28 protein-coding genes are annotated in these 23,024 nt (G+C 54.7%); 7 read left to right on the top strand and 21 right to left on the bottom strand.

Going from position 1 to position 23,024, the window contains the following annotated elements; genetic code table 11:
• The first annotated feature begins 356 nt into the window (after positions 1-356).
• Positions 357-710 carry a hypothetical protein gene (locus B9L21_RS01275; RefSeq protein WP_063164876.1) on the top strand — a complete coding sequence of 118 codons (354 nt, stop codon included), beginning with the start codon at positions 357-359 and terminating at the stop codon, positions 708-710.
• Here the strand turns inward: B9L21_RS01275 and B9L21_RS17515 are convergent.
• Both B9L21_RS17515 and B9L21_RS17510 read right to left on the bottom strand, forming a co-directional pair.
• Complete coding sequence (locus B9L21_RS17515; protein WP_156485816.1) at positions 699-914, bottom strand: hypothetical protein; 216 nt, start codon at positions 912-914, stop codon at positions 699-701. The genes B9L21_RS01275 and B9L21_RS17515 overlap by 12 nt on opposite strands.
• A gap of 259 nt (positions 915-1,173) precedes the next feature.
• On the bottom strand, positions 1,174-1,332 hold the full coding sequence (locus B9L21_RS17510; protein ID WP_168157867.1) for a hypothetical protein: 159 nt from the start codon (positions 1,330-1,332) through the stop codon (positions 1,174-1,176).
• Positions 1,333-1,516: 184 nt separating this feature from the next.
• Here B9L21_RS17510 and B9L21_RS01265 point away from each other — a divergent pair, with 184 nt between their 5' ends.
• Complete coding sequence (locus B9L21_RS01265; RefSeq protein WP_063164875.1) at positions 1,517-2,125, top strand: biotin transporter BioY; 609 nt, start codon at positions 1,517-1,519, stop codon at positions 2,123-2,125.
• 39 nt (positions 2,126-2,164) lie between these two features.
• Here B9L21_RS01265 and B9L21_RS01260 read toward each other — a convergent pair whose 3' ends face one another.
• From B9L21_RS01260 to B9L21_RS01250, 3 genes are all read right to left on the bottom strand, one after another.
• Complete coding sequence (locus tag B9L21_RS01260; protein ID WP_063164874.1) at positions 2,165-3,163, bottom strand: inorganic phosphate transporter; 999 nt, start codon at positions 3,161-3,163, stop codon at positions 2,165-2,167.
• 17 nt (positions 3,164-3,180) lie between these two features.
• On the bottom strand, positions 3,181-3,801 hold the full coding sequence (locus tag B9L21_RS01255) for a DUF47 domain-containing protein (protein WP_020961074.1): 621 nt from the start codon (positions 3,799-3,801) through the stop codon (positions 3,181-3,183).
• 192 nt (positions 3,802-3,993) lie between these two features.
• Positions 3,994-5,487, bottom strand: a complete 1,494-nt coding sequence (locus B9L21_RS01250) for a leucyl aminopeptidase (RefSeq protein WP_063164873.1) — start codon at positions 5,485-5,487, stop codon at positions 3,994-3,996.
• Between the two features lie 207 nt (positions 5,488-5,694).
• Here B9L21_RS01250 and B9L21_RS01245 point away from each other — a divergent pair, with 207 nt between their 5' ends.
• Positions 5,695-6,507 (top strand): cobalamin-binding protein, encoded by an 813-nt coding sequence (locus B9L21_RS01245; RefSeq protein ID WP_063164872.1) that lies wholly within the window; start codon positions 5,695-5,697, stop codon positions 6,505-6,507.
• A 19-nt stretch (positions 6,508-6,526) separates the two neighbouring features.
• Here the strand turns inward: B9L21_RS01245 and B9L21_RS01240 are convergent, their stop codons facing one another.
• The 5 genes from B9L21_RS01240 to B9L21_RS01225 all read right to left on the bottom strand — a co-directional run bounded on the left by B9L21_RS01240 (position 6,527) and on the right by B9L21_RS01225 (position 9,955).
• On the bottom strand, positions 6,527-7,165 hold the full coding sequence (locus B9L21_RS01240; protein WP_409071348.1) for a 3D domain-containing protein: 639 nt from the start codon (positions 7,163-7,165) through the stop codon (positions 6,527-6,529).
• A gap of 306 nt (positions 7,166-7,471) precedes the next feature.
• A complete protein-coding gene (locus B9L21_RS01235; RefSeq protein WP_063164871.1) occupies positions 7,472-7,795 on the bottom strand; it encodes a YuiB family protein in 324 nt (107 codons plus the stop codon).
• A gap of 55 nt (positions 7,796-7,850) precedes the next feature.
• Complete coding sequence (locus B9L21_RS17505; RefSeq protein WP_168157866.1) at positions 7,851-7,988, bottom strand: YuiA family protein; 138 nt, start codon at positions 7,986-7,988, stop codon at positions 7,851-7,853.
• A 128-nt stretch (positions 7,989-8,116) separates the two neighbouring features.
• Entirely contained in the window at positions 8,117-8,614 is a 498-nt protein-coding gene (locus B9L21_RS01230; RefSeq protein WP_063164870.1) for an NUDIX domain-containing protein, read from the bottom strand.
• 117 nt (positions 8,615-8,731) lie between these two features.
• On the bottom strand, positions 8,732-9,955 hold the full coding sequence (locus tag B9L21_RS01225; RefSeq protein WP_063167276.1) for an NAD(P)/FAD-dependent oxidoreductase: 1,224 nt from the start codon (positions 9,953-9,955) through the stop codon (positions 8,732-8,734).
• 280 nt (positions 9,956-10,235) lie between these two features.
• On the opposite strand from B9L21_RS01225, the gene B9L21_RS01220 reads away from it, so the two are divergent.
• Positions 10,236-11,234, top strand: a complete 999-nt coding sequence (locus B9L21_RS01220) for an NAD(P)/FAD-dependent oxidoreductase (RefSeq protein ID WP_172796419.1) — start codon at positions 10,236-10,238, stop codon at positions 11,232-11,234.
• 119 nt (positions 11,235-11,353) lie between these two features.
• Here the strand turns inward: B9L21_RS01220 and B9L21_RS01215 are convergent, their stop codons facing one another.
• From B9L21_RS01215 to B9L21_RS01200, 4 genes are all read right to left on the bottom strand, one after another.
• Positions 11,354-11,725, bottom strand: a complete 372-nt coding sequence (locus tag B9L21_RS01215) for a lipopolysaccharide assembly LapA domain-containing protein (protein WP_225995605.1) — start codon at positions 11,723-11,725, stop codon at positions 11,354-11,356.
• A complete protein-coding gene (locus B9L21_RS01210) occupies positions 11,726-12,091 on the bottom strand; it encodes a HesB/IscA family protein (RefSeq protein WP_063164867.1) in 366 nt (121 codons plus the stop codon). It abuts the gene before it with no gap.
• Between the two features lie 46 nt (positions 12,092-12,137).
• Entirely contained in the window at positions 12,138-13,010 is an 873-nt protein-coding gene (gene dapF / locus B9L21_RS01205) for a diaminopimelate epimerase (protein ID WP_063164866.1), read from the bottom strand.
• A gap of 133 nt (positions 13,011-13,143) precedes the next feature.
• Positions 13,144-13,383: a YuzB family protein gene (locus tag B9L21_RS01200; protein WP_063164865.1), complete on the bottom strand. Its 240-nt coding sequence runs from the start codon at positions 13,381-13,383 to the stop codon at positions 13,144-13,146.
• A gap of 167 nt (positions 13,384-13,550) precedes the next feature.
• Here B9L21_RS01200 and B9L21_RS01195 point away from each other — a divergent pair, with 167 nt between their 5' ends.
• On the top strand, positions 13,551-14,621 hold the full coding sequence (locus B9L21_RS01195; protein WP_063164864.1) for an NAD(P)/FAD-dependent oxidoreductase: 1,071 nt from the start codon (positions 13,551-13,553) through the stop codon (positions 14,619-14,621).
• A gap of 189 nt (positions 14,622-14,810) precedes the next feature.
• Here B9L21_RS01195 and B9L21_RS01190 read toward each other — a convergent pair whose 3' ends face one another.
• On the bottom strand, positions 14,811-15,140 hold the full coding sequence (locus B9L21_RS01190; protein ID WP_063164863.1) for a DUF1462 family protein: 330 nt from the start codon (positions 15,138-15,140) through the stop codon (positions 14,811-14,813).
• A gap of 84 nt (positions 15,141-15,224) precedes the next feature.
• Here B9L21_RS01190 and B9L21_RS01185 point away from each other — a divergent pair, with 84 nt between their 5' ends.
• Entirely contained in the window at positions 15,225-15,467 is a 243-nt protein-coding gene (locus B9L21_RS01185; protein WP_225995604.1) for a NifU family protein, read from the top strand.
• Between the two features lie 38 nt (positions 15,468-15,505).
• Here B9L21_RS01185 and thrB read toward each other — a convergent pair whose 3' ends face one another.
• The 5 genes from thrB to yutH all read right to left on the bottom strand — a co-directional run bounded on the left by thrB (position 15,506) and on the right by yutH (position 21,224).
• The gene (thrB, locus tag B9L21_RS01180) at positions 15,506-16,420 is read right to left on the bottom strand and encodes a homoserine kinase (protein ID WP_063164862.1); all 915 of its coding nucleotides are present in this window, start codon (positions 16,418-16,420) and stop codon (positions 15,506-15,508) included.
• Positions 16,417-17,478, bottom strand: coding sequence for a threonine synthase (thrC, locus tag B9L21_RS01175; protein ID WP_063164861.1), 1,062 nt, complete (start codon positions 17,476-17,478; stop codon positions 16,417-16,419). The genes thrB and thrC overlap by 4 nt, the downstream gene beginning before the upstream one ends.
• A complete protein-coding gene (locus B9L21_RS01170) occupies positions 17,478-18,776 on the bottom strand; it encodes a homoserine dehydrogenase (protein ID WP_063164860.1) in 1,299 nt (432 codons plus the stop codon). The genes thrC and B9L21_RS01170 overlap by 1 nt, the downstream gene beginning before the upstream one ends.
• A 140-nt stretch (positions 18,777-18,916) precedes the next feature.
• Positions 18,917-19,891, bottom strand: a complete 975-nt coding sequence (locus B9L21_RS01165) for a 2-hydroxyacid dehydrogenase (RefSeq protein WP_063164859.1) — start codon at positions 19,889-19,891, stop codon at positions 18,917-18,919.
• A 331-nt stretch (positions 19,892-20,222) separates the two neighbouring features.
• Positions 20,223-21,224 (bottom strand): spore coat putative kinase YutH, encoded by a 1,002-nt coding sequence (gene yutH, locus B9L21_RS01160; RefSeq protein WP_063164858.1) that lies wholly within the window; start codon positions 21,222-21,224, stop codon positions 20,223-20,225.
• 344 nt (positions 21,225-21,568) lie between these two features.
• On the opposite strand from yutH, the gene B9L21_RS01155 reads away from it, so the two are divergent.
• On the top strand, positions 21,569-22,066 hold the full coding sequence (locus B9L21_RS01155) for a phosphatidylglycerophosphatase A (protein ID WP_063164857.1): 498 nt from the start codon (positions 21,569-21,571) through the stop codon (positions 22,064-22,066).
• 118 nt (positions 22,067-22,184) lie between these two features.
• Here B9L21_RS01155 and B9L21_RS01150 read toward each other — a convergent pair whose 3' ends face one another.
• Positions 22,185-22,955: a TIGR01457 family HAD-type hydrolase gene (locus tag B9L21_RS01150; RefSeq protein WP_063164856.1), complete on the bottom strand. Its 771-nt coding sequence runs from the start codon at positions 22,953-22,955 to the stop codon at positions 22,185-22,187.
• Positions 22,956-23,024: the final 69 nt, after the last annotated feature.

The following is a 23,024-nucleotide window of genomic DNA, read 5'->3' as shown; positions in this document are numbered from 1 at the left end:
TCACATCGCCCCGTTTATCATTGTATCATAAACTCCCGCCTCTGTCGGCACAACGGCCTGCTGGAAATCAAGTCAGACGTTCGCCGCCTATCTGTATACGAAAAATTCCTAAAAAAGTTTCCCCTTACGCTGCCAATCGCCAATCGCATCGTTTCGATCGAGCAGGTGATTTAGTGAAACATGCTGCTGGTCCCAGCCGCTTTTTGCATTAAAAAGCATGGTGAATCCCGTTTTCTTTTTCGGTGAAATGCCGCTGATTGGGGCGCGGCAGCCTTTTTCACCGGTCTTCCATGGCACCGGCTTGCAGCGCAACGAGTATATAAGTAGTAATCACACAGAAAAGGAGGAGCAAGCCCATGGTTTATTTCCTGCCCCCTGCGGCATGGGCAAGGCCGTACCCGTCGGTCGACCCCGCCATCTTCTCCCAATCGGCTGCCACCGCCCAGACGCTCATGAACGATGCTGGAGTCATTTTAAAAAGGCTGGCCGAATCGCGCTCGTTTGCCGCCACGATCATGTCCGCCGCCCAAGAAGGAAAAACGGATGAAGTGAAGCGCCTCATCCGCTCGCTCGGCATCCGCTCGCAAACCGAGGTGTATTTCAATCCCGACGGCATCCGCCTGACGTTGTCGCCGCCCCCCGGCGCGTTTCCGTGCTGCCAGCTCGTTGTCGGCTTGCGTTGGAACGTGTTTCCGCCTTCACACCGATAGCCTTCGCCATCGCGGCGGCAGGCGAAACGGGGAAATGGTTGGCGAACCGCCGCTTTTCGCACTCATCACGTTGGCCGCCATTGGACGATGAGCGGCCACCCGTTCAAAGGCGCCGCGCCCGATGCGACAACACCGCTTCCGCCCGGGACGCTGGAAGCGGGCTGTCGTCGGCGTCTTGCCGCGCCAAAAACCGGTTTCACACAAAAACGATTCTTGCCCCGGCGTTCGTCAACGAAAAAAGACGGCGATCGTCCCATCCCCGTCCAATGTCTCGGCGAACTCGCCGGTCTCTTCCGTTTCCATGGCGCATTCGATTGCGTGCGCTGATAAATGATAGCCCCGACAAGGATCGAGGCCAACGAAGTCAACATCGTCAGCTTAACCGCCTTGGAGTCTAAAAAGCGCAACACTTGTTCTTCAAACATGTAGACGAAAAAGATCCCGTCCATCCGCGCCCCTTCTTTCACGCATTGCCGTTTTCATCAAACGGCTGCCGCTTGCCGATTTCGGCCGGGGTGCGCAAATCGTAGCCATCGTCATTTTTGCTCGTATGGATGATGTCTTCGTTCGCCCCCATTTTGCTTGCCCATCTTAGCTCCTCATCCGGCATAAACCGCTCCATCGCCATCCCCCTTTCGTTTCTCGCGTCCTTGTCGGCTTTGATTCGTTTTTCGCGACAGTTTAGGGCAGCGCTTTTGTTTAGCATTCCCCGCGGCGAATCACATCATCCGTCGAAAAAAGAGGATTGACAGCCTAGCGGTTGTTCGGTACGATTTTGTTAACAGACAAAAAAAGGAGGTTTACATATGAGTGAACAACGCCCATTCCTTCGTCCGATCGACATGACGCTTGCCGCGATGTTCGTCGCCTTGATGGGCATCGGCGCAAACATTACGTCATGGGTGCCGTTTCTTGTCGTCGGCGGCGTGCCGATCACGCTGCAGACGTTTTTCTGCGTTCTTGCCGGCGCGGTGTTAGGGCGGCGGCTCGGCGCGGTGGCGATGACCGTGTATATGTTCGTCGGCCTGGCCGGTGCGCCGGTGTTTTCCAAACTTAGCGGCGGATTGTCGATCATTTTCCAACCGACATTTGGCTTTATTCTATCCTTTATCGCTGCTGCGTATGTGACCGGCTGGATCATCGAACGCGGCCCGCAGCCGGCATCCACCGTCCGCTTTGTCACCGCCGCGCTTGTCGGTATGGTCATCAACTATGTCATCGGCACGAACTGGATGTATATGGCGTACAAATTATGGGCGGAAGCGCCAAAAGGGTTGTCGTACGAAATGGTATGGGGCTGGATGCTTGTTCCGCTGCCAAAAGACATTTTGTTATCGATCGTCGCCGGTTTGATTGCCCCGCGCCTTTGCCGGGCGATCGGCCGCTCCTCTTCCGCGAGCCGTCCGGCGGCATAAACGAAACGCGCCTGTTTGATAACAGGCGCGTTTTATATATTAGAAAAACAAATTAAACAATTGATATAGGAAACCAGCCATGAGCGCAGAAATCGGGAGCGTAATCACCCATGTAAGCACAATCCGGCGGGCGACACCCCATTTGACCCCTTTCACCCGCTGCGCGGCGCCGACCCCCATAATGGCCGAGGAAATAACGTGTGTCGTGCTGACCGGCAAATGGAACGCTGTCGCCGAAAAAATGACGAGCGCCGACGATAAATCGGCCGCCGCCCCGTTAATCGGGCGGATTTTCATGATTTTTCCGCCGACCGTTTTAATGATTTTCCACCCGCCGACAGCCGTTCCCAACCCCATGGCCAAAGCGGCAGAAATGCGCACCCACTCCGGGATGTCGGTCGTTGTATGGTATCCGCCGGCGATTAACGCCATCGTAATAATCCCCATCGCTTTTTGGGCGTCGTTTGTTCCATGTGTATACGCTTGAAATGACGCTGTCACGACTTGAAACAGCCGAAAGCCTCTCGTCGTACTGTATAAGTTCGCATTTTTAAAGATAAAGCGAAAAATACTCATTATGACAAAACCGACCCCTAACGCCAAAAATGGAGAAAGGATGAGCGATTGTAAAATTTTCAAAAATCCGCCGTAATTCAAAATCCCAATACCGGCCGCAGAAATCGCTGCTCCGGCAATCGAGCCAATGAGCGCATGCGAAGAGCTGCTCGGAATGCCATAATACCACGTGATCAAGTTCCAGGCGATCGCGGACGTTAAGGCGGCTAAAATAATGACCGGCCCGTTTTCCAAAGCAAACGGGTCGACGATGTCTTTCGTAATCGTTTTGGCCACACCGGTGAACGTCAAGGCGCCGATGAAGTTCATCACAGCGGCCAGCAAGATGGCGCGGCGCGGCGTGAGCGCTCTTGTTGACACCGAGGTAGCGATGGCGTTCGCCGTATCGTGAAACCCGTTAATAAAGTCAAACGCCAGCGCAAAAATGACAATTAATATCGTCAAGACAAAGATCATATCCATAAAAACAACGTCCCCTTTTACGCGTTGCGCATGATGATCGTCTCAAGCGTGTTTGCGACATCTTCACAGCTGTCGGCAATCTCTTCAAGCATTTCATAAAGCTCTTTATATTGGATGAGCTTAATTGGATCCTTTTGCGTCACAAACAAGTTTTTGATCGAGGCGCGCAAAATTTCGTCACATTTCGTTTCATAGTCCTTAATCTTAATGGCGTGCTGGCGCATATCAAGCAATTTTTTATGCGAAAGCAGCTCTAACGCATGAACGATTTCAATTGTGCTTTGGTAAATGTAGTCGAAAAATTTCACCATATGTTCGTCAATGTCCGTAAACGAGAACATTTCAAACCGGGCTGAACATTGTTCAAAGCCATCGAGCACATCGTCCATTTTCATCGCTAGCTGGTGGATGTCTTCGCGCTCGATCGGCGTAATAAACGTTTTGTTTAATTGAACGACGAGCTCATGAATGAACGAATCGCCTTTCCGTTCATACTCTTTCATGACGCGGGCGAATTCTTTCAAGTCGCTCACGCTTTGAATTTTATACTCAACAAAATATTGGGCCGCTTCCTTCACATTTTCCGAAATCGTAAACAACATATCGAAGAAAACGTCCTTTTTCGGCGAAAAAATCATACCGGACACCCTCCATTGTTGGAATCAAAAATCACCGCTACTTATTGTAGCAATTTGAACTTTATTTACAATAAGTAAAAAGAAACTTTACACTAAATTTACATTCCCTTTACATTTTGTTCGCCTTTCTTACTATGTAGCGTGGCAAAAGAACGCCGAAGCTATGCACCATAGCTTCGGGCTCTCGTTCACTTATTCAAATCGTTCGACAAACGCCGCCAGCGTGCGCACCATGACCCCCGTCGCCCCGGCCGGGCCGAGGTCGCTGTCTTTCTTTGTCGCGGCTGTACCAGCGATATCCAAATGCACCCATGGCGTGTCTTCGGCGAATTCGCCAATGAACGCTCCGCCCATAATGGCGTGCCCTTCGCGCCCCGGAGAATTGTTTAAATCGGCGATTTTGCTGCTTCGCACCCGCTCGCGGTCTTTTTCTGTAATCGGCAGCCGCCAAATGAATTCTCCGGTCTCCATAGACGCTTCAAGCAGCTGCTCAAACAGCGCTTCATTGTTCGTCATCGCTCCCGTTTTGTCGGTGCCAAGCGCGACGATCACCCCGCCGGTCAACGTGGCGACATCGATAATATAGCTGACGCCATGCTGTTTCGCATACGTGACGGCATCCGCTAAAATCAACCGCCCTTCCGCATCCGTGTTTCTCACTTCAATCGTTTTTCCAGAAAGCGATGTAATGACGTCATCCGGTTTCAGCGCCTGACCGCTAATCATGTTGTCAGTTGCCGGAATGACAGCGAGCACGTTTTGCTCGGGACGGAGTTCGCCGATCGCTTCCATCGCTCCGAGCACCGCGGCGGCGCCAGCCATATCGGTTTTCATGTCGATCATGCTGTCGCGCGGCTTCAAACAATACCCGCCCGTATCAAATGTCACCCCTTTGCCGACGAGGGCGATCACGTCCTCCCATTGTTCTTTTCCTTGGTACTTTAAGACGATTAGCTTCGGCGGCTGCGTTGACCCTTGATTGACCGCCAACAGTGCCCCCATGCCGAGCCGCTCCATCTCTTCTTTTCCCAAAATTTCATAGTCAAAATCGTACCGATCGGCGAGCTTCACCGCATAATCAGCCAAATCGGACGCCGTCAGCAAATTCCCAGGCGTATTGACGAGCGTGCGCGCTGAGTTGGTCGCCTTCCCGTACACCGAGCCGACAAACAGGCTCGCCTCGATTTCCGCCGCATCAGCCTCGGTATGTACAGTGAGCGATTCAAGCGCGCCATCGGGTTCCGACTTTTTCTGCTTATAGCCGGGGAATTCATATGTCGCCAAATAGTACGCCTCGGCTAACGCATGCGCCGCTTCGTTCGGGTCAACCGTTTCAGTCGCAAACGTATCCAGAACGATCGCTGCCTCGGCCCGTTTCGCCTGCTTCCATGTGCGAAACAGCCTGCCGAACACTTCACGCAGCCGCTCAAACGTCAGTTCTTCTTTTTTGCCAAGGCCGACAAAATACAGGCGTTTCGCTCCGGTTGGCAACAACGGATGAACGACCGCAACGCGCCCCCGTTTGGCGGAAATGTCGCCTTCTTTCCGCAGTCTGGACAGCTGTCCGCCGAGGCGGGAATCGTACTCGCCGGCAAGGCCGGACCATGCTTCTGCCCCCTCAAACAATCCGATGGCCAGCGCCTCGTGCGCCGTTTCTGCCGATGGCAATGGTTTTACCGTAAACATCCTTTCATCCCTTTCTGTGGTGATTCGTTCCATCCCCATTATAGCGAAATGGGCGCATTATTTCGATTGTCTAATTGACTTCCTCCCTTTTTTCTTCGCTTGGAAAACGGAGGAGCTGTCGAAAAAACAAAACGGAACTAGAAAGGAAAATGACAAGACCGGGGCGAATGAGGAAAAAGACGATGAATCCAGAAAGGACGAACGCCCATGAGAATCGTTTCTCTTTGCCCGAGCAATACGGAGCTGTTAGCTTATCTTGGCCGGCTGGACGATGTCATCGCCGTGGATCATTCTTCCGACTGGCCGCCCGAAGTAAAGCGGCTGCCAACCGTCGGGCCGGATTTGCGCATCGACATGGATCGAGTCGAGGCGCTCAAACCGGATCTCGTCGTCGCCTCCTTAAGCGTGCCCGGAATGGAGCGCAATATCGAGGAGCTCGTCCGCCGCCGCCTCCCCCATCTCGTGCTGGCACCCCATTCGCTGGATGACATCGCGGCCGATCTTCTCATGTTAGGCGAAGCGCTCGGCGAAAAACAAAAAGCGGCTGAACTCGTCCGCCGCTACTATGACTTTCTGAACGAATACCGTGAGCGGGCAGCCGCCGTCGCCGAACCGGCCCGCTTGTATTGGGAATGGTGGCCGCGCCCGGTGTTCACCCCAGGCGGCGCCAACTGGCTGAGCGAGCTCAGCGAACTCGCCGGCGGGCGCAATCTTTTCGCCGACTGCGCCAACGCGAGCGTCCGGACGGAATGGGACGAAGTCGTCGCCCGCAACCCGTCGCATATTTTGCTCGTTTGGGTCGGCGTACAAACGAAAAAAATGAGCGCCAACGCCGTCATCACGCGTCCGAAAGCTGAACAAACCGACGCCGTCCGCGCCGGGCGCATCCATCTTCTTGAGGAAGCGCTCTACTGCCGGCCATCGCCGCGCCTGCTCGTCGGATTAAAAAAATTGGCGCCGCTTTTGCATCCGGCGCTGTTCCCTCCCGCTGACGACAGCGACCCGCTCTTCAGCCGCTGACGGGCGGGAGCCCTTTTGGTTAACTTTTCGATTCTAAATATTGCTGGCGGAACACTTGCATCGTTTCATCCTCGTTCAGCCGGATCAATTCTTCCTCTGACAGCGTGCCGTCCCCTTTTTGCACAATGTAAACATTCACTTTCTTTTTTCCCCAATATTTATATACATCTTCGACCGTTTCATAGTATAAGTCAATGCGGTGGCCTTTGATCGCCCCGCCTTTATCGGCTACAACACCGAATCCATAACCGGGGATAAACAAAATCGTGCCGATCGGAAAAATGCTTAAATCCGCAGCAATCGTTGAGTAAAGGTCGCGTTTGACACGCACGCCGGAGTATGTAATGCCATACTCAGGATGATCGGGGGTTTTTCCAGTCGATTCGATGCCGGCCGTATAGCCGGTGGCCACGACTTCAACGGACGGATACTTCGACCAGTCAAACTGTTCCTCAAGCCGCGGAGCCGAGCGGTTGTCAAGTTTTGCGCTTCCTTTCGCTCCCCGATCGGCTTCATGATCTACTGGTGCACCGCTAAGAAAGGAACGGAGAACCGTTTTCGCTTCGACCCCAGAAACAGATTGAAATGTGGAGAGCAACGCTGTGATCAACAACAGCGTCATCGCGGTTCTGCGCACAAATTGCCTAAAACTGCTCAATGTCCTCAACTCCTCCCACACTTCTATTTATCTCCATCCAAAATCGAAATATTCATTGCAAGGAAAGCAAAAAAACTAAAAAACCCGTTTGCCAGAAACGTTGTGATTTCCGCCCCGGCATCATAAACGCATGCTCATCGAAAAGGCTCATCTGCGGTCTGCTTTGCTGAACACAAACATGGCAAGCGAAAACGCGCATGTTCGTCCAGACCGCCCATAAACTTTCTCCCCCAGGACATGACAACGACCGCTTGCGGGCACCTGTTTCCTAAAAACAAAAAACACCCCCGCTTGCGCGGAGGCGCTTTAAAACATTTGATATCCTTTTGCCCGCAGCGTTCGGATCGCCCACCCGGCGCAAAGCGCGCCGGCAAAGCCGCTGGCCAAAATCAGCAAATCGGCGGCGGCCAACGAAGCGACTTTCCGGCCGAGCGCCGCCAGTGAAGCGGACGGTGCGGTCAAATACCGGGTCCATGGCACATCATCAATAATCAAGATCGCGATGATCGGAAAACAAATGGCCATAATCCATGTCATGCGCAGCAACATATTTAGCAAAAAACCAATGCCGAAAAATAAGACAAAAAATAAAAGCATCGAAATCAGTACAACCGGCAAACTCATTTGCATCCGCCCTCAACCTCCCTTACACCCTTTTTCAGTGTACTGGATGGGCGGATGACAGTCAATGCTCGTCGGCTTCTTCCTGATCGCTTCCCGTCCCTTGGCAGCTGTAGCACGTTTCCGATCCGCCTAGCAGGAGCTGGACGTACCCGTGCCCCTCACAGTATGGGCAAGCGTTGACCGTAAGCGTCTGTTTCATCGATGTCCCCTCCACTTCTTTTTTGTTAATATATCAAAATTTTCTGTAAAAACAAACGGCGATTCTCCTTTATTTTTGTTCATGTAAGCGAATACATCAACGCCTCGCTTTCGTTTTCTTGATTATTCTTACGATTTTGACGATTTGAAGTAAAGGCGGTATTTCGTGTACCCGAACGGATCGCCCGGGTTGAAGCCATCGTGCGGGGGGAGGAAGGCCAACGGTTCAAGCGCCAACAAATAGCGAAGCAGCCCCGACGTCGCCGGATCAGCGCAGAGCGCCGGCTTGCTTAAAAAGGCGGCGGCATGCAGCTCATCCTCCTGCACGGTAATGTCTTCCGATCGCGGGCGGAGGAGAAAAATGGCCATATTGTCGCTAATTTCTCCGTCAATAACGCCGGTGCGCAAGCCAAGAAAGGCGATCGGTTCGGCATCGATCCCTGTTTCCTCCTTCACCTCGCGAACAGCCGCTTCATCAAGCATTTCCCCCGGCTGGACGAACCCGGCCGGCAGCGACCATTTTCCTTTCAGCCCGCTATATTTTTTCTTGACGACGAGCCATTCCCCCGCTTCATTGATGACGAGCCCGGCCGCCGCAATCCATACATTTCCGCGTTTGCTGTTCATCGTTCTCATCCTTTTCCATATCGTTGTACACCGTTTGTAATTCGACAAACAAGCGGCCGTTCCCTGTTGGCCGCCATACAAAAAAGCTTCCGCCGGCGCGGAAGCTTTCTTGACCGCTTAGAAAAATTTAAATTTTCCTTTTTTCATGACCAGCGACGAGCCGCCGATTAAATACAAGGCGCGGTTGTCGATCACTTTTTTCATGAAGCTCGCCTTCGTCCCCCACAATTTTTTGCCGAACACCACGCCGATCGCATCATCATGGCCGAGCGAGCAGACCGTCCCTTTAATATCGGCTTTAAACGGCTCAAGCTCCCCTTGCCCGCGGATGAGCGCCGCTAAGTTTTTCGCGCACAGCTGGCCTTCTTGCATCGCGATTTGCGCCGTCGGCGGATACGGGCGGTTCGTTTCTTCGTCAATGACGAGCGAACAGTCGCCGACGACAAAAATGTCTTCATACCCCGGAACGCGCAGGAACGGGTCGACTTTAATGCGCGAACGCATCGTTTCAAAGCCGGACTGTTCAAGGACGCTGCTGCCGCGGACGCCAGCTGCCCAAACGACGGTACCCGCTTTAATTTCCTCCACCTCGTCGCCCTTGGCGACAATGATCCCATCCGGTGTGCACTCTTTAATGGCGGTGCCGATTTTAAATTCGACCCCTTTGCGTTCGAGCTGGCTGACCGCGTATTCGACAAGCTCCGGATCAAAGCCCGGCAGTGCGGTCGGCGCCGCTTCGACGCAAATGATGCGCACTTTGTGCGGATCGACGTCATACTCGCGGCACAGCTCCGGAATGCGGTTAGCGAGTTCGCCTAAAAACTCGATGCCGGTAAACCCTGCCCCGCCGACGACGATCGTCAACCGTTCGTCTTTCTTTTCCTCTTCCGTGTTGTACGTCGCAAACTGATACTCAATATGTTCGCGAATTTGCCGCGCCGCATTGACATTGGCGATCGAAAACGCGTATTCTTTCAACCCTTTAATGCCGAACGTCTCTGATTCAAACCCAAGGGCGATGACAAGGTAGTCGTATGCCAATTCGCCATTTTCGAGCAGCACTTTCTTTTCGTTCGGAACGATTTTTGTGACAGTGTCTTGGACAAATTTCACTTTATTGCGGTCAATGACATCCGCGATCGGGTAGCGGACGCGGTCATGGTGCAGCGTCCCGGCCGACGCTTCATGAAGCCAAGTTGTCTCGTAATGATAGTCGTGCTTATTCACTAACGTAATATTCGCCTCGTTCACCCCGACGAGTTTTTGCAGGCGAACCGTCGTCATGAGTCCGCCATAACCAGCCCCTAAAATGACGATGTTTGGTTTTCTCACCTGAATCACTTCCACCCTTTTTAATTTTTTTCCCACACGTTTCTTATAGCTTTTGCTGCTATCCCCGTTTTTATCGAGCGAAGTTTGTGAAACTATTCACGTTAACCCCCAAAAAAATGTCGACAGACTGTCACAAAAAATTAACAATCTCTCCACAAACCATATTAGTCCTTTTTCTTCCTCTTTTCAAGCCTTTTTTTTTCGACTGGACCGACAAAAATTGAACGTTATAACGGCGGGCATTTATGGTAAGATAAACTTGTAGTGCCATTATTTTATGCGGGGAGGAATGTCGGTGAGAGAAGATCGGAACGTGTATGATGTAACGGTGGTCGGCGGCGGACCAACCGGGATGTTTGCCGCGTTTTACGGCGGCTTGCGGCAAATGAAGGTGAAAATCATCGAAAGCCTTCCGCAGTTAGGCGGGCAGCTGGCCGCTTTATACCCGGAAAAATACATATACGACATCGCCGGATTCCCGAAAGTGCGCGCCCAAGAACTCGTTAACCAGCTGAAAGAGCAGCTGAGCCTGTTTTCGCCTGCCATCTGCCTGAACCAGTCGGTTGAAACGCTGGAAAAACAAGAAGACGGAACGTTTAAACTCACCACGGATAAAGAGATCCATTATTCGAAAACCGTCATCATCACCGCCGGGAACGGCGCTTTTCAGCCGCGCCGGCTCGAACTTGAGAGCGCTTCCCAATATGAAGGGAAAAACTTGCATTACTTTATCAGCGACTTAGAGCAGTTTGCCGGGAAGCGTGTGCTCGTCTGCGGCGGCGGCGACTCGGCAGTTGACTGGTCGCTCATGCTCGAACCGATCGCCGCAAGCGTCACGATCGTTCATCGTCGCGATAAATTCCGCGCCCATGAACATAGCGTCGAGCAGCTCATGAAATCGCGCGTGCAAGTGAAAACACCGTTTGTGCCTGCCGAACTTATCGGCGACGAACAAGGCATCCGCCAAGTCGTCCTTGAACATGTGAAGGAAGGGACAAAAGAAACGATCGATGTCGATGCCGTCGTTGTCAACTACGGCTTTATTTCCTCGCTCGGCCCGATCAAAAACTGGGGGCTTGACATCGAAAAAAATTCGATCAAAGTCAACTCGCGGATGGAGACGAACATCCCCGGCGTGTATGCGGCCGGCGACATTTGCACGTACGATGGAAAAATTAAGCTGATCGCCTGCGGCTTCGGCGAGGCACCGATCGCCATCAGCAGCGCAAAAACGTATATCGATCCGACGGCACGGATGCAGCCCGCGCACTCGTCGTCCTTATTTTAACTCAAAAGGGCCGTCGGATTCGGGCGAAGAACAAGAGACAATGTTTACGAACGAAGCGAATAGGTTGATGTAGCGGGAAAGAGGGTGTCCCACCGCCTTGGAGACACCCTCTTTTTCGTTCATCCGTGTTTGCTTTCGTTGGCGGCGGCTGCCTCTCGTTCACCGTCGTTTTCCGCTAAGCGGGCGGTCAACTCCTCTTTCTCCTTGTTGGCGGCTTTCAGTTGCCTCTGCAAATGAAACAACCGCAGCCAACCGAGCATGCCGACCACCAAACCGCCAAGGACAGCTGAGCCGAAAATCACGATGATCAGCGGCAAACGGGTTTCCCCCACCAAATAATGGATCGTCACGTTTTCAACGTTCGCCACCGCCAGCAGCGCAATGATGAGCGCCAAAACGAGGGCCAACATCACATTTCCTTGCCCTTTCACTGCCATCCCCCCTTGGCGGTCTTTACTGACAAACCGTTGTTTGTCACGGCCTCCTGACACCTAACATTGCTCCGGCGTGCCGGCGTTCGTCGCTGTGCGGAATGACGAGCCGCAGCCGCACGTCGCAATGGCGTTCGGATTGTTGATCGTAAACCCGCCGCCAAGAAGCGACTGTTTGTAGTCGATGACCGTGCCGCGCAAAATGGGGGCACTGTCGCGGTCGATCAAAATTTTAATCCCGTGCTGTTCCAATTCGATGTCGTCATCGCGCCGCTCGCGCTCAAACCCCATGCCGTACGACAGCCCGCTGCAGCCGCCGCCATGGACGCCGACGCGCAAATAGGCGTTTTCCTCTTCCTGCTCCTTCATCATGTCCTTAATTTGAAACGCTGCCGCTTCCGTCAGCGTAATGATCGCCTCGGTCATGTCCATCCCTCCTTACCTATAGTATACCGCTTTGCCGCTCGGATGCTCAACCGTTCTGCCCGCCGCGGTAATAATACACGCCGGTGCACACCGTTTCGGCCGGGCCGGTCATGCGCACGTTGCCGTCATGCCCCCATGTGATCGTCAAATCACCGCCGGCCAGATGGACGACCGTTTCCGCTCCGCGCGCCGTTTTGCCGTTTAACACAGAAGCGACAACCGCCGCGCACGCCCCGGTGCCGCACGCCTGCGTGACGCCCGAGCCGCGCTCCCAAACGCGGAAATGAAGCTCACGCTCGTTGACAACCTCGACAAATTCGACGTTCACTCCTTCGGGAAAGCGCGGGTCCTTTTCAACGAGCGGGCCAAGCGTGGTCACCGGCGCCTTTTCAATCTCATCCACATAAAAAATGACGTGCGGGTTGCCCATCGATACAGCGGTGATTTCATACTCGCCGCCGCCAATGGCAAACGATTCAGCGACGACTTGCTCCGCCTCCGGCCCGGTCATCGGAATGGCGCTCCGCCGAAGGAGCGGCTTGCCCATATCGACGGTCACGCTCGTCACCTCGCCGTTTTCTACCGCCACTTCGGCCGCGACGAGTCCGGAGAGCGTTTCAATCAAAAACGAGCGGTCGCGGACGATGCCGTGCTCGTACGCATACTTCGCCACACAGCGCAAGCCGTTGCCACAGTTTTTCCCTTCCGAGCCATCGCTGTTAAAAATACGCATTTTCACCGGTGCTTGCTCCGACGGGCAAATGAGAATGAGGCCGTCCGAACCGATGCCGGTATGGACATCGGCAACACAACGGGCGATCGCCGGCAGCTCGTCTTCCGGAAGCGTTTCGCGAAACAGATCAACGTAAATATAACTGTTCCCTAACCCATGCATTTTCGTAAACGAAAACGAGTACACGTCATGCCCCCTCCTAAAATTTTTGGCTCCTTTATGTATAACGATACCGCGTTTTGGACACAATGGGAATATCCCCCGTTTTTTCATATACATTGAAGAGGATGCCGCCTTGTGGGCATCCTCCTTTTTTTCGTTAAACCATCGGGTTTTCCTCGAGATGCCGGTAAATATTTTCGACAAGCTGCTCCGGCGTCTCACCGCTGACAAACTCGCCGTTTACGAGCGCAAACAGCGTATGGGCGCAGCGCGTGCAGTAGCTTAAGCAGCTGTATTCGATAATATCCAAATTCGGATCCTTTTCAAGCATTTCCATCGCTTTATACGATCCGCTGGCTAAGTTGCTGATGCAAAACTCGATGATCGGTAAGATCATGGGCATGTTCACCTTCCTGCTTCCCATCGTAACGGTTTTGCGGCACGGCGTCAACGAACATGCTCACGAGCGGTCGGACGAAAAATTGTTGTTCTTTTGTCACAATTTCGTTATACTTTTTTATGGCATTGGCGGCTTGAGAAACTGGACAAAAGGGGACTTTAGCCATGAAACATCTCGTACTGCTTGGCGGGGGATACGGCAACATGCGCATTTTGCAACGCCTTCTCCCGGACGGAGTGCCAAACGACATTCATATTATCCTCATTGATCGCGTTCCGTACCATTGTTTAAAAACGGAATATTACGCCTTAGCTGCGGGGACGATCAGCGACCATCACATTCGCGTCCCGTTTCCGGAACATCCGCAATTCACCTACCAGTTCGGCGAAGTCGTCTCGATCGACCTTGATAAGCAGCTCGTCCATCTGAAAGATGGAAGCCACGTCCGTTACGACGACCTGGTCATCGGGTTGGGCTGTGAAGATAAATACCACGGGGTGCCGGGCGCTGATGCGTACACGTACAGCATTCAGTCGATCGACAAAGCGCGCGCTGCCTATGAAGCGCTGAACAACTTGCCGCCAAAAGCAACGGTCGGCATCGTCGGCGCCGGCTTAAGCGGCGTCGAGCTGGCCAGCGAACTGGCGGAAAGCCGCCCGGATTTGCACATTAAGCTGTTTGACCGCGGTGAGCGCATTTTGCCAATGTTTCCAAAGCGGCTAAGCGACTACGTGGAACGATGGTTTATCGAACATCGCGTTGAAATCGTCCGCCATTCGAACGTCACGAAAGTCGAGCCGGGCGTCTTGTACAACCATGACGAGCCAGTGCCCTGTGACGTCATCGTCTGGACGGCCGGCATTCAGCCGAACCGCGTCGTCCGCGAACTAGACGTGGAAAAAGATAAACAAGGCCGCGTCGTACTGACGAAGCAGCACCACATCCCTGGCTATGAAAACGCATACGTCGTCGGCGACTGTGCAAGCTTGCCGCATTCGCCGAGCGCCCAGCTCGCTGAAGGGCAAGCGGAACAAATCGTTCAAGTGCTGCAAAAGCGGTGGAACGGCGAAGAGCCGCCAAGCGAATTCCCGCCGATCAAATTAAAAGGCATTCTCGGTTCGCTCGGCAAAAAACACGGCTTCGGCCTCGTCGCTGACCGCCCGCTCACCGGCCGGGTGCCGCGCCTGCTAAAATCAGGCGTTCTTTGGATGTATAAATACCATAACGGCTATTAAGCCGCGCACGGCTGGCATGGAATCGCATAGGCGGGGCAAAGCAGCTGTTTCTCTGAGAACGCTTCATGTTGGCCGCAATCAACCATCATTGCCGAAAATTTTATCAGCTGACCAGGCGGCCGACCAATCGCGAAGGCGGCGGGGAATTCCCCGCCGCCCGTTCGCTTTCCCCGCCGTGCGGCACCGCTGCTATGACGAACGGTAGCCGTATTTCTCCATTTCGGCATAAATGGCTTTCAGCCGCGGATTCCCTTCCGCGACAACCGCTCCTTCCACAACGACGACCGGGTACACCCAGTCCTTCTCGACGATCGTTTGCGCCAGCGACCGTTTTGCTTCGTCATCCGCCGGCGGATGGAAAATATCGACGTACGCCATGCGGAACGGCTGATCTGGATATTTGCGGCGCAGCGCAGCCTCGAGCCATTCGTACGTCTCTTTTGACGACGGCAGCTGCACGCACGACGGGCAAACGATCTCCGCTCCATACACACAAATTTCAACCGGTTTGAACGCCATCATGGTCACCCTTTACGAAAGTAAAATTTATCATTAGATTTTTTCCGCTACCATGATTATAATAAAAAGTAAGGAAAGGAGTCGATGAAAATGACGGATCAAGAAATTAAAGAACAAGTGCAAGAAGTTTTAGATAAACTCCGCCCGTTCCTGCTTCGCGACGGCGGCGACTGCGAACTTGTCGATGTGGAAGACGGCGTCGTGAAACTCCGCCTGCTTGGCGCATGCGGCAGCTGCCCGAGCTCGACGATCACGTTAAAAGCCGGGATCGAACGCGCCTTGTTTGAGGAAGTGCCGGGCGTCGTCGAAGTCGAGCAAGTGTTTTAACTTAAAAAATCCGAACAGCAGAAGGCTGTTCGGATTTTTTATGCCTCCAGCGCCAGCTTGTAAACGCGGCTGCCGTGCGGCTCGACAGCGAGCGTTGTGACTTCGCAAGCCGGGAAATGCGGGCGCAGCTGCCGTTTGAGCCGCTCGCCTTTCCCCGGCTCAGCAAAAACGAGCACCGTCGGCCCCGCCCCGCTTAACGCCGCGCCGATCGCCCCGTATTCAAGAGCGAGCACCTCCGCCCGCTCCAATTCCGGAACGAGCGGTTTCCGGTGCGGCTGATGAAACAAATCCGCCGCCATCATGCGGCCGGCGAGCTTCCAATTTTTCGTCAGCAATGCCGCGACAAGGACGTTGCTGATGGCGCTCGCCTCGACGGCCTGCTGCCTCGTCCATTGTTCAGGCAGCTGCCCGCGCGCTTTTTTCGTTTCCAATTCATACTCCGGGATAATGGCGACAAGCTCCACGTTCAACTCCGGAAGATGGACGACATCCACGCCCTCTTCGCGGTAGCAGCCGATGACCAGCCCGCCGTACAGCGAGGCGCCGACATTATCCGGATGGCCTTCATAGCGGGTGGCCAGTTCCATCTTTTGTTCGCGCGACAATCCTAGTTCAAGCAGCGCATCGGCAAGCTCGATGCCGGCGACGACCGCCGCCGCGCTGCTCCCGAGCCCGCGCGTAAACGGAATATCGCTGTACACATCCACCGCGCAGCTCGGCAGCCGGCGGCCGTGCACGTTCGCCGTCTCGCTGGCTACCTCGTATACTAAATTGTCCGTTCCGCGCGGAATGCCGCTCACCTCCGCCGTCTTTGGCGTAAACGTCCACGCCTCCGCCAGACGGACGTCAAGCGTTAAGTAGCGGGAGACGGCGAGCCCGACGGAATCGAAGCCGGGTCCTAAGTTCGCCGTACTTCCCGGAACGACGATCTTCAACATCTCGTCTTCTTTCATGTACGGACAACCCCTTGCAAATGCTCAAGCACCACTTGTTCATCGTTCGGCAAAACGACCGGTTCAATGGCGGCCGTCTCCAAGGCAATGGCCGGATCTTTCAAGCCGTTGCCGGTGAGAACGGCGACAACAAGGCTGCCGCGCTCGATTTCATTCCGCTCGCGCTGTTTAATCACTCCGGCAATGGCAGCGCATGACGCCGGCTCAGCAAAAACGCCTTCCGTGCGGGCAAGCCGTTGGTAAGCCGCCAAAATTTCCGCATCGCTCACTTCATCGATTTTCCCGCGCGATTCGTTCGCCGCCTCGACCGCTTTTTTCCAGCTCGCCGGGTTGCCGATGCGGATCGCCGTCGCAACTGTCTCCGGCTGTTCGATCACTTGATTGCGGACGATCGCTGCCGCCCCTTCCGCTTCAAAGCCCCGCATTTGCGGCAGCCCTGTTCCTTTTGCTTCGTGATACTCCTTAAACCCTTTCCAATAGGCGGTAATGTTGCCCGCGTTGCCGACCGGAATGGCCAGCACGTCCGGCGCGCGTCCAAGCTGATCGCACACTTCAAACGCCGCCGTTTTTTGCCCTTCGATCCGGTACGGGTTGACCGAGTTCACAAGCGTAATCGGCGCCGTTTCGCTCAGCCGGCGCACCATGCTGAGCGCTTCGTCAAAGTTGCCGTCAATCGCAAAAATGTCCGCTCCGTACATGGCGGCTTGCGCCAATTTGCCAAGGGCGATTTTTCCGTTCGGGATGACGACAAGGCAGCGCAGCCCGGCGCGCGCCGCATACGCGGCGGCGGAAGCGGACGTATTGCCGGTCGACGCGCAAATGATCGTATGGCTTCCTTCCTCTTTCGCTTTCGCCACCGCCATCACCATGCCGCGGTCTTTAAACGATCCCGTCGGGTTCGCTCCTTCCACCTTGACGTACAGCGTAATGCCGAGCTCTTCCGACAGGCGCGGCAGCGGGATAAGCGGCGTATTCCCTTCGCAAAGCGACAGTCTTGGCGTTGCTTCGGTCAGCGGCAAAAAGTCGCCGTAAGCGTCAAGCAGCCCTTTCCATGCCATCACCGTTTCTCTCCTTCCACCCGATACGAGCTTTGCACCCGCTCGACGATTTCCAAATCGCCAAGCTGCTGCAAAATCTCTTCGTAGTCTTGCTGTGAAGCGTCATGCGTCACGATGACGATTTCCGCCAAGCCGTTTTCTTTCAACGGCAGCTGCAAAATTTTCTCGAAGCTCACCCCGCGCTTGGAAAACAGCGTCGTAATTTTGGCAAACGCCCCCACTTGGTCTTTCACATGAATGCGCAAAAAGTATTTCGAGAAAATTTCCGCCGGCGCTTTCAATTGTTTTTCATATTGCGGCGCGACGGCGTAGTGGCCGTTGACGCCAAGGCGCATATTTTTCATCACCGCGACTAAGTCGGAGACGACCGCCGTCGCCGTCGGCAAGCTGCCGGCCCCCGGTCCGTAAAACATCGTTTCCCCCACTGCCTCGCCGTACACATAGACAGCGTTATATTCGTTATGAACGGACGCGAGCGGATGCGAATCCGGAAGGAACGTCGGCTGGACGCTCACTTCCACCTTGTTGCCGTCGCGCTGGGCGATGCCGATCAGCTTCATCGTATAACCGAGCCGTTTCCCGTATGTTAAATCTTCTTCCGTCACATGCGTAATGCCTTTGACTTGTACATCGTCCAAGTCGATGTCCATCGAAAAGCCAAGCCGGGCCAAAATCGCCATTTTCCGCGCCGCATCAAGCCCTTCGACGTCCGATGTCGGATCAGCTTCGGCGAACCCGAGCGCCTGCGCTTCAGCGAGCACCGCTTCGTACGAAGCACCGTTTTGCGACATTTTCGTTAAGATGTAGTTGGTCGTTCCGTTGACAATCCCCATCAGCTTGGTGATCCGGTCCGACGCGAGTCCGTCCACTAGGCTGCGCAAAATCGGAATACCGCCGGCAACGCTCGCTTCGTAAAACAAATCGCAATGGTGTTCGGCCGCCACCCGGAGCAATTCAGAACCAGAGACCGCCATTAAATCTTTGTTCGCTGTCACCACATGTTTTCCTTGACGCAGCGCCCGCAGCAACCATTCTTTCGTCTCCTCGATGCCGCCCATCACTTCAATAATGACGTCAACGTCCGGATCATCGATTACATCGGCGGCGCTTGTCGTCAACAGCGCCGGATCGACAGCGACGTCACGGGGTTTATGTACATCGCGGACGAGGATTTTTTTCACCTTCACCGGACAACCGACTTGGTGCATCAATTTTTCTTGGTGGTTTTCGATAATTTTGACCACACCGCTTCCGACCGTTCCTAATCCTAACAATCCAACAAAAATTGGCTTTTCCATCCTTCCCGCCCCTTCTGTTTACGCACAGTAGACATTTGTATTTTTATAGTAGACATTATAAAAGACGATCCGCCGTTTGGCAATGAAAATTTTTTCTGCGACCGATTTACCGGCGTCAGCTGCCTCCCATCGCGGAAACGTTATGACGGCCGGTTCACCGGCGTCAATGGCGGCCGCCCTTCAAGCACGGCGATGATGTTGTCGCGCGCGAGCGTCATCATGGCACGGCGCGTTTCATGCGTCGCGCTGCCAATATGCGGCAAGGCGACGACGTTCGGAAGCGAAACGAGCGGGTGGGCGGGATCAACCGGTTCTTTTTCAAATACATCGAGCCCAGCCGCCGCGATCTCTCCATGAACGAGCGCCTCATACAGCGCCTGTTCATCGACGACCGCACCGCGCGCCGCGTTGATGAATATAGCGGACGGCTTCATGTGCCGAAACGCCTCACGGTTAAACAAATGGCGCGTCTCCGGGGTGAGCGGCGTCAAGCAGACGACAAAATCGCTTTCCGCCAACAAATCGAAAAATGGACGGTAGATGGCGCCAAGCCGCTCTTCCGCCTCCGGGCGGCGGGAACGGTTGTAATACAGCACGTTCATGTCAAACCCTTTCGCCCGCTTGGCCACCGCTTGGCCGATGTTTCCCATGCCGACGATGCCAATCGTTTTATGGTGGACATCGGCGCCAGCAAGCAAAAACGGGCTCCAGCTTTTCCATTTTCCTTCTTTCAAAAACTCGGCCGCTTCCACCAACCGCCGGGCGGCGGCCAATAGCAGCGCAAACGTCAAATCGGCCGTCGTATCGGTCAACACATCGGGCGTATTGCAAACGACAATGCCGCGCCGAGTGGCCGCCGGCACGTCAATATTGTCATAGCCAACCCCCATATTGGCGACGACTTTGAGCGCCGGACAAGCGGACAACACCTCTTCATCGATCGGGTCGGATACCATCGGCAAAATGGCGGCCGCCCGTTTCGCTTTTTCCGCAAGCACATCGCGCGGCACGGCCACGTCCTCATGCGGCCACATCTCGACTTCAGCGATGGCCGAAAGCGGCGCAACGACGTCCTCTGGCAGTTTTCGCATAATAAAAACGTACGGTTTGGTCATCATGCAGCCTCCCATCCGATTTTTTCTAAATCTTATCACAACTTCGGCTAAAAAAAAAACGGGGAGTTGTCCCCGATATAACCAGCCAAAAAAGGATGCCTTGTTGCCCTTCAGCGAAAAAGGGCGGTTTCGGCGGCCATCAGACAAAACAGCCGGCCGCTTGCATGTTAAAAGAAAAAGCGGATTCCAGCAAATCGGCAGGCAAGAAATCATCGTCCGCCGCCGCAAAAAAGAAGCGGCTTCGGACGCCGTCCACCGAAAAGCCGCCGGGCGCTCGCACACAACAGCAACAGGCGGGCGGCGGCGCCGAAACCGCGCATGCCTGCCCGTTTTACACCGGCGGCAGCCACTCAACCGCCGGCAAGCGCACGCGTTCCGCGATGCCGGCAATTTCGGCGAACGAAGCCAAAAACCGTTCATGCTCGTGCGACCCATCAAGCAAATGCCGCAATTCCTTCTCCCGCCGCGCCCGCTCATCCCCGTCCGCAGCGGTATAGTACGCCTCGACGCACTCAAAATACGAAAGCGGAAACAACAACCGAGCGTAAACGAGCCGCCAGGCAAACGGCGACAGCGGCGATACGTGCCCGTAGTCTTGGAAAAACTGGCGCACCGCCCGCTGGCATCCTAACCCGCGCTGCCGGTACAGATGGCGCACCCATTCCGCCAAATCGCGGGCGCAATGGTCGTACACCCAATCGGTCGGCAGCTTCGCCTCGGTCCCCTCGATCCAGCCGGCTTGCGGCAGCCGCTCGTGGCAAAACGCCGCATAATCAACGCGGAGCGGTTCCTCATCGAGCTCCGTATCAGCCACATATTGCACCGCGTTTTCCGCCAAACCTAAATAATACGGGAACGACTCGATCAACAGCCGGTCAAACGGCGACGCCGGACCGTTTGCCACCATGTTCGTCCAAAACGCCTCCATTTGGTCGATCCGCTTCGCCCATAGTTCCCGCCATTGGCCGATGCGCCGGCAAGCGACAATCGGCAGCGGACAAGAGCGCCCGTATTCATGCATCACCGCCAGCTCGCGCCCGAGCGAACGAAAGCGGACTGCCGGAAGCGGTGCGCGAACGAGCGCCATCGGCTGTCCCTCATAGACGGCAAGATACGTTCCGGCCTTTGTTTTCACCAGCTCCCCGACGCCGGTCACCCCTTTTGCCCGCAAATAGCGGCTCATTTGCTGGCGCTCTTCCATCTCCGCTTCGCTCCGTCCGTCGGCCGGAACGAGGAGAAAGCGCTCCTGCTGCCGCCAAACCACTGTATGCCTTCCTCTTCGCTCCAACCGTTCGGCGCGCACCCCGTACTGTTCATGCACCCATGTTTCCATCTCCGCACCTCCAGGCCCGTGTCCATGATCGTCTCGGGACGAAACTTGACCTCCCGTTCGCTTTGCGCCTGAAAACTTTCGACATCCATGATGGCTTCGGGCTGAAACGTCATGCCCGCTCTCGTTCCCGCCATCGCCGCTGTTCACCTTTTGGCCACACGCCGGCCGGCCGAAGCCATCCGATGATGGCGCGACAAACCGCCAGTCCCCCTTTCTTTTTTGACGAAAGGGGCTATTGTTTATATATGCGGCCCGATGAGCATTTTTCTTTATATGACGGACTGTTTTATGACATGATACATATATATAAAAAACGACTTTTCAAAAGAAATAGGTGACCTTTTATGAGTGAATCCATGATGAACCATTTGGAACAAACCGCCCGGCGTTGGCTCGAGGAGCGGGGAGTGACGGTGGAAAAAATCGCTGAACTCGTCTATTATTTACAATCGAAATACCATGCGGATTTAACGATGGACGAATGCATCGAAAACGTCAACCGCGTCATTTCGAAACGCGAAGTGCAAAACGCGATTTTAACCGGCATTCAGCTCGATAAACTCGCCGAGGCCGGCCAGCTTGATGAGCCGCTGCAATCGATCATCCGCCGCGATGAAGGGCTGTATGGCGTCGATGAAATTTTAGCCCTGTCGATCGTCAACGTCTACGGGTCGATCGGCTTTACAAACTATGGATACATCGACAAACAAAAACCGGGCATCCTGCAATACTTAAACGACAAATCGACCGGCAAATGCAACACGTTTTTGGACGATATCGTCGGCGCCATTGCCGCGGCGGCATCAAGCCGCTTGGCGCACCGGGCCGCCAACGCAGAATAATGGATCACCACGCCCCGGCGCGCTAGGCCGATCGCCGATTGCCGGCTGTTTCGGCGCAGCCGGCGGCATCGTCTGCAAGCAAACGCCGCCTTGCCTTTTTTTGGCAAAGCGGCGTTGTTTACAGGCGCGCCATCCACTCTAACAGCGAATCGGCCGTATACGTCGGCTGCCGCTCGTAGCGGGCGAGCATCTCTTTCGTCGTGACGCCTGTATGGACTAAAAGCGTATCGATGCCGGCGTTCATGCCCGCTAAAATGTCGGTTTCGTAATAGTCGCCGATCATGAGCACGTCCGCTTTCGGAACGCCGAGCACTTTGAGCGCCTGCTCCATAATGATTTTTTCCGGCTTGCCGATAAACGTCGGCTTCACTTGCGTCGAAACGGCGACGACCGACGTAATGGCCCCGTTGCCGGGCAATAGCCCGCGCTCCGTCGGCAAAGCGATGTCCCCGTTTGTTGAAATGAACGTCGCGCCGTTGCGGACAGCAAGGCAAGCGACGGCGAGCTTCTCGTATGTAATTTGCCGGTCGATGCCGATGACGACGACATCCGCGTCCTCGCCGGCAAAACGAAACCCTTTGTCCGCCAAAGCCGTGCGGATTCCTTCTTCACCGATGACATAAACGGACGCGTCCGGCTTTCGTTCAAAAATGTAGTTCGCCGTCGCCTGGCTTGTCGTAAAGACGTGCTTCTCTTCCGCCGGCACGCCAAATGAGCGCAATTTTTCCGCCACTTGCGCCGGCGTGCGCGACGAGTTGTTGGTGACAAACAAATACGGAATCCCGCGGCGGTGCAGTTCATTGACAAACTCGCGCGCTTCGGAGATGCACTCCGTGCCGCGGTACATCGTCCCGTCTAAATCGATCAAATAGCCGCTATATCGTTTCAACGCATTCGCTCCCTTTCTTTTTCCGTATGCCAGTCGTTCGTTCTCCCGCTTTTTCCATGAGCGTCAACG

Origin of the sequence: Geobacillus uzenensis, from assembly GCF_002217665.1 — a bacterium.
Lineage (GTDB): Bacteria > Bacillota > Bacilli > Bacillales > Anoxybacillaceae > Geobacillus > Geobacillus subterraneus.
Note: the sequence above shows the minus strand (reverse complement) of the source record. Positions and strands in the feature narration are given on the sequence as shown.

What these genes read in the sequence shown, in the direction of transcription:
- B9L21_RS01275 (WP_063164876.1), top strand. Translation starts at nt 357, where the DNA reads ATGGTTTATTTCCTGCCCCCTGCGGCATGGGCAAGGCCGTACCCGTCG.
- B9L21_RS17510 (WP_168157867.1), bottom strand. Translation starts at nt 1,332, where the DNA reads ATGGAGCGGTTTATGCCGGATGAGGAGCTAAGATGGGCAAGCAAAATG.
- B9L21_RS01265 (WP_063164875.1), top strand. Translation starts at nt 1,517, where the DNA reads ATGAGTGAACAACGCCCATTCCTTCGTCCGATCGACATGACGCTTGCC.
- B9L21_RS01260 (WP_063164874.1), bottom strand. Translation starts at nt 3,163, where the DNA reads ATGGATATGATCTTTGTCTTGACGATATTAATTGTCATTTTTGCGCTG.
- B9L21_RS01255 (WP_020961074.1), bottom strand. Translation starts at nt 3,801, where the DNA reads ATGATTTTTTCGCCGAAAAAGGACGTTTTCTTCGATATGTTGTTTACG.
- B9L21_RS01250 (WP_063164873.1), bottom strand. Translation starts at nt 5,487, where the DNA reads ATGTTTACGGTAAAACCATTGCCATCGGCAGAAACGGCGCACGAGGCG.
- B9L21_RS01245 (WP_063164872.1), top strand. Translation starts at nt 5,695, where the DNA reads ATGAGAATCGTTTCTCTTTGCCCGAGCAATACGGAGCTGTTAGCTTAT.
- B9L21_RS01235 (WP_063164871.1), bottom strand. Translation starts at nt 7,795, where the DNA reads ATGCAAATGAGTTTGCCGGTTGTACTGATTTCGATGCTTTTATTTTTT.
- B9L21_RS17505 (WP_168157866.1), bottom strand. Translation starts at nt 7,988, where the DNA reads ATGAAACAGACGCTTACGGTCAACGCTTGCCCATACTGTGAGGGGCAC.
- B9L21_RS01230 (WP_063164870.1), bottom strand. Translation starts at nt 8,614, where the DNA reads ATGAACAGCAAACGCGGAAATGTATGGATTGCGGCGGCCGGGCTCGTC.
- B9L21_RS01220 (WP_172796419.1), top strand. Translation starts at nt 10,236, where the DNA reads ATGTCGGTGAGAGAAGATCGGAACGTGTATGATGTAACGGTGGTCGGC.
- B9L21_RS01210 (WP_063164867.1), bottom strand. Translation starts at nt 12,091, where the DNA reads ATGACCGAGGCGATCATTACGCTGACGGAAGCGGCAGCGTTTCAAATT.
- B9L21_RS01200 (WP_063164865.1), bottom strand. Translation starts at nt 13,383, where the DNA reads ATGATCTTACCGATCATCGAGTTTTGCATCAGCAACTTAGCCAGCGGA.
- B9L21_RS01195 (WP_063164864.1), top strand. Translation starts at nt 13,551, where the DNA reads ATGAAACATCTCGTACTGCTTGGCGGGGGATACGGCAACATGCGCATT.
- B9L21_RS01190 (WP_063164863.1), bottom strand. Translation starts at nt 15,140, where the DNA reads ATGGCGTTCAAACCGGTTGAAATTTGTGTGTATGGAGCGGAGATCGTT.
- B9L21_RS01185 (WP_225995604.1), top strand. Translation starts at nt 15,225, where the DNA reads ATGAAAATGACGGATCAAGAAATTAAAGAACAAGTGCAAGAAGTTTTA.
- thrB (WP_063164862.1), bottom strand. Translation starts at nt 16,420, where the DNA reads ATGAAAGAAGACGAGATGTTGAAGATCGTCGTTCCGGGAAGTACGGCG.
- thrC (WP_063164861.1), bottom strand. Translation starts at nt 17,478, where the DNA reads ATGGCATGGAAAGGGCTGCTTGACGCTTACGGCGACTTTTTGCCGCTG.
- B9L21_RS01170 (WP_063164860.1), bottom strand. Translation starts at nt 18,776, where the DNA reads ATGGAAAAGCCAATTTTTGTTGGATTGTTAGGATTAGGAACGGTCGGA.
- B9L21_RS01165 (WP_063164859.1), bottom strand. Translation starts at nt 19,891, where the DNA reads ATGACCAAACCGTACGTTTTTATTATGCGAAAACTGCCAGAGGACGTC.
- yutH (WP_063164858.1), bottom strand. Translation starts at nt 21,224, where the DNA reads ATGGAAACATGGGTGCATGAACAGTACGGGGTGCGCGCCGAACGGTTG.
- B9L21_RS01155 (WP_063164857.1), top strand. Translation starts at nt 21,569, where the DNA reads ATGAGTGAATCCATGATGAACCATTTGGAACAAACCGCCCGGCGTTGG.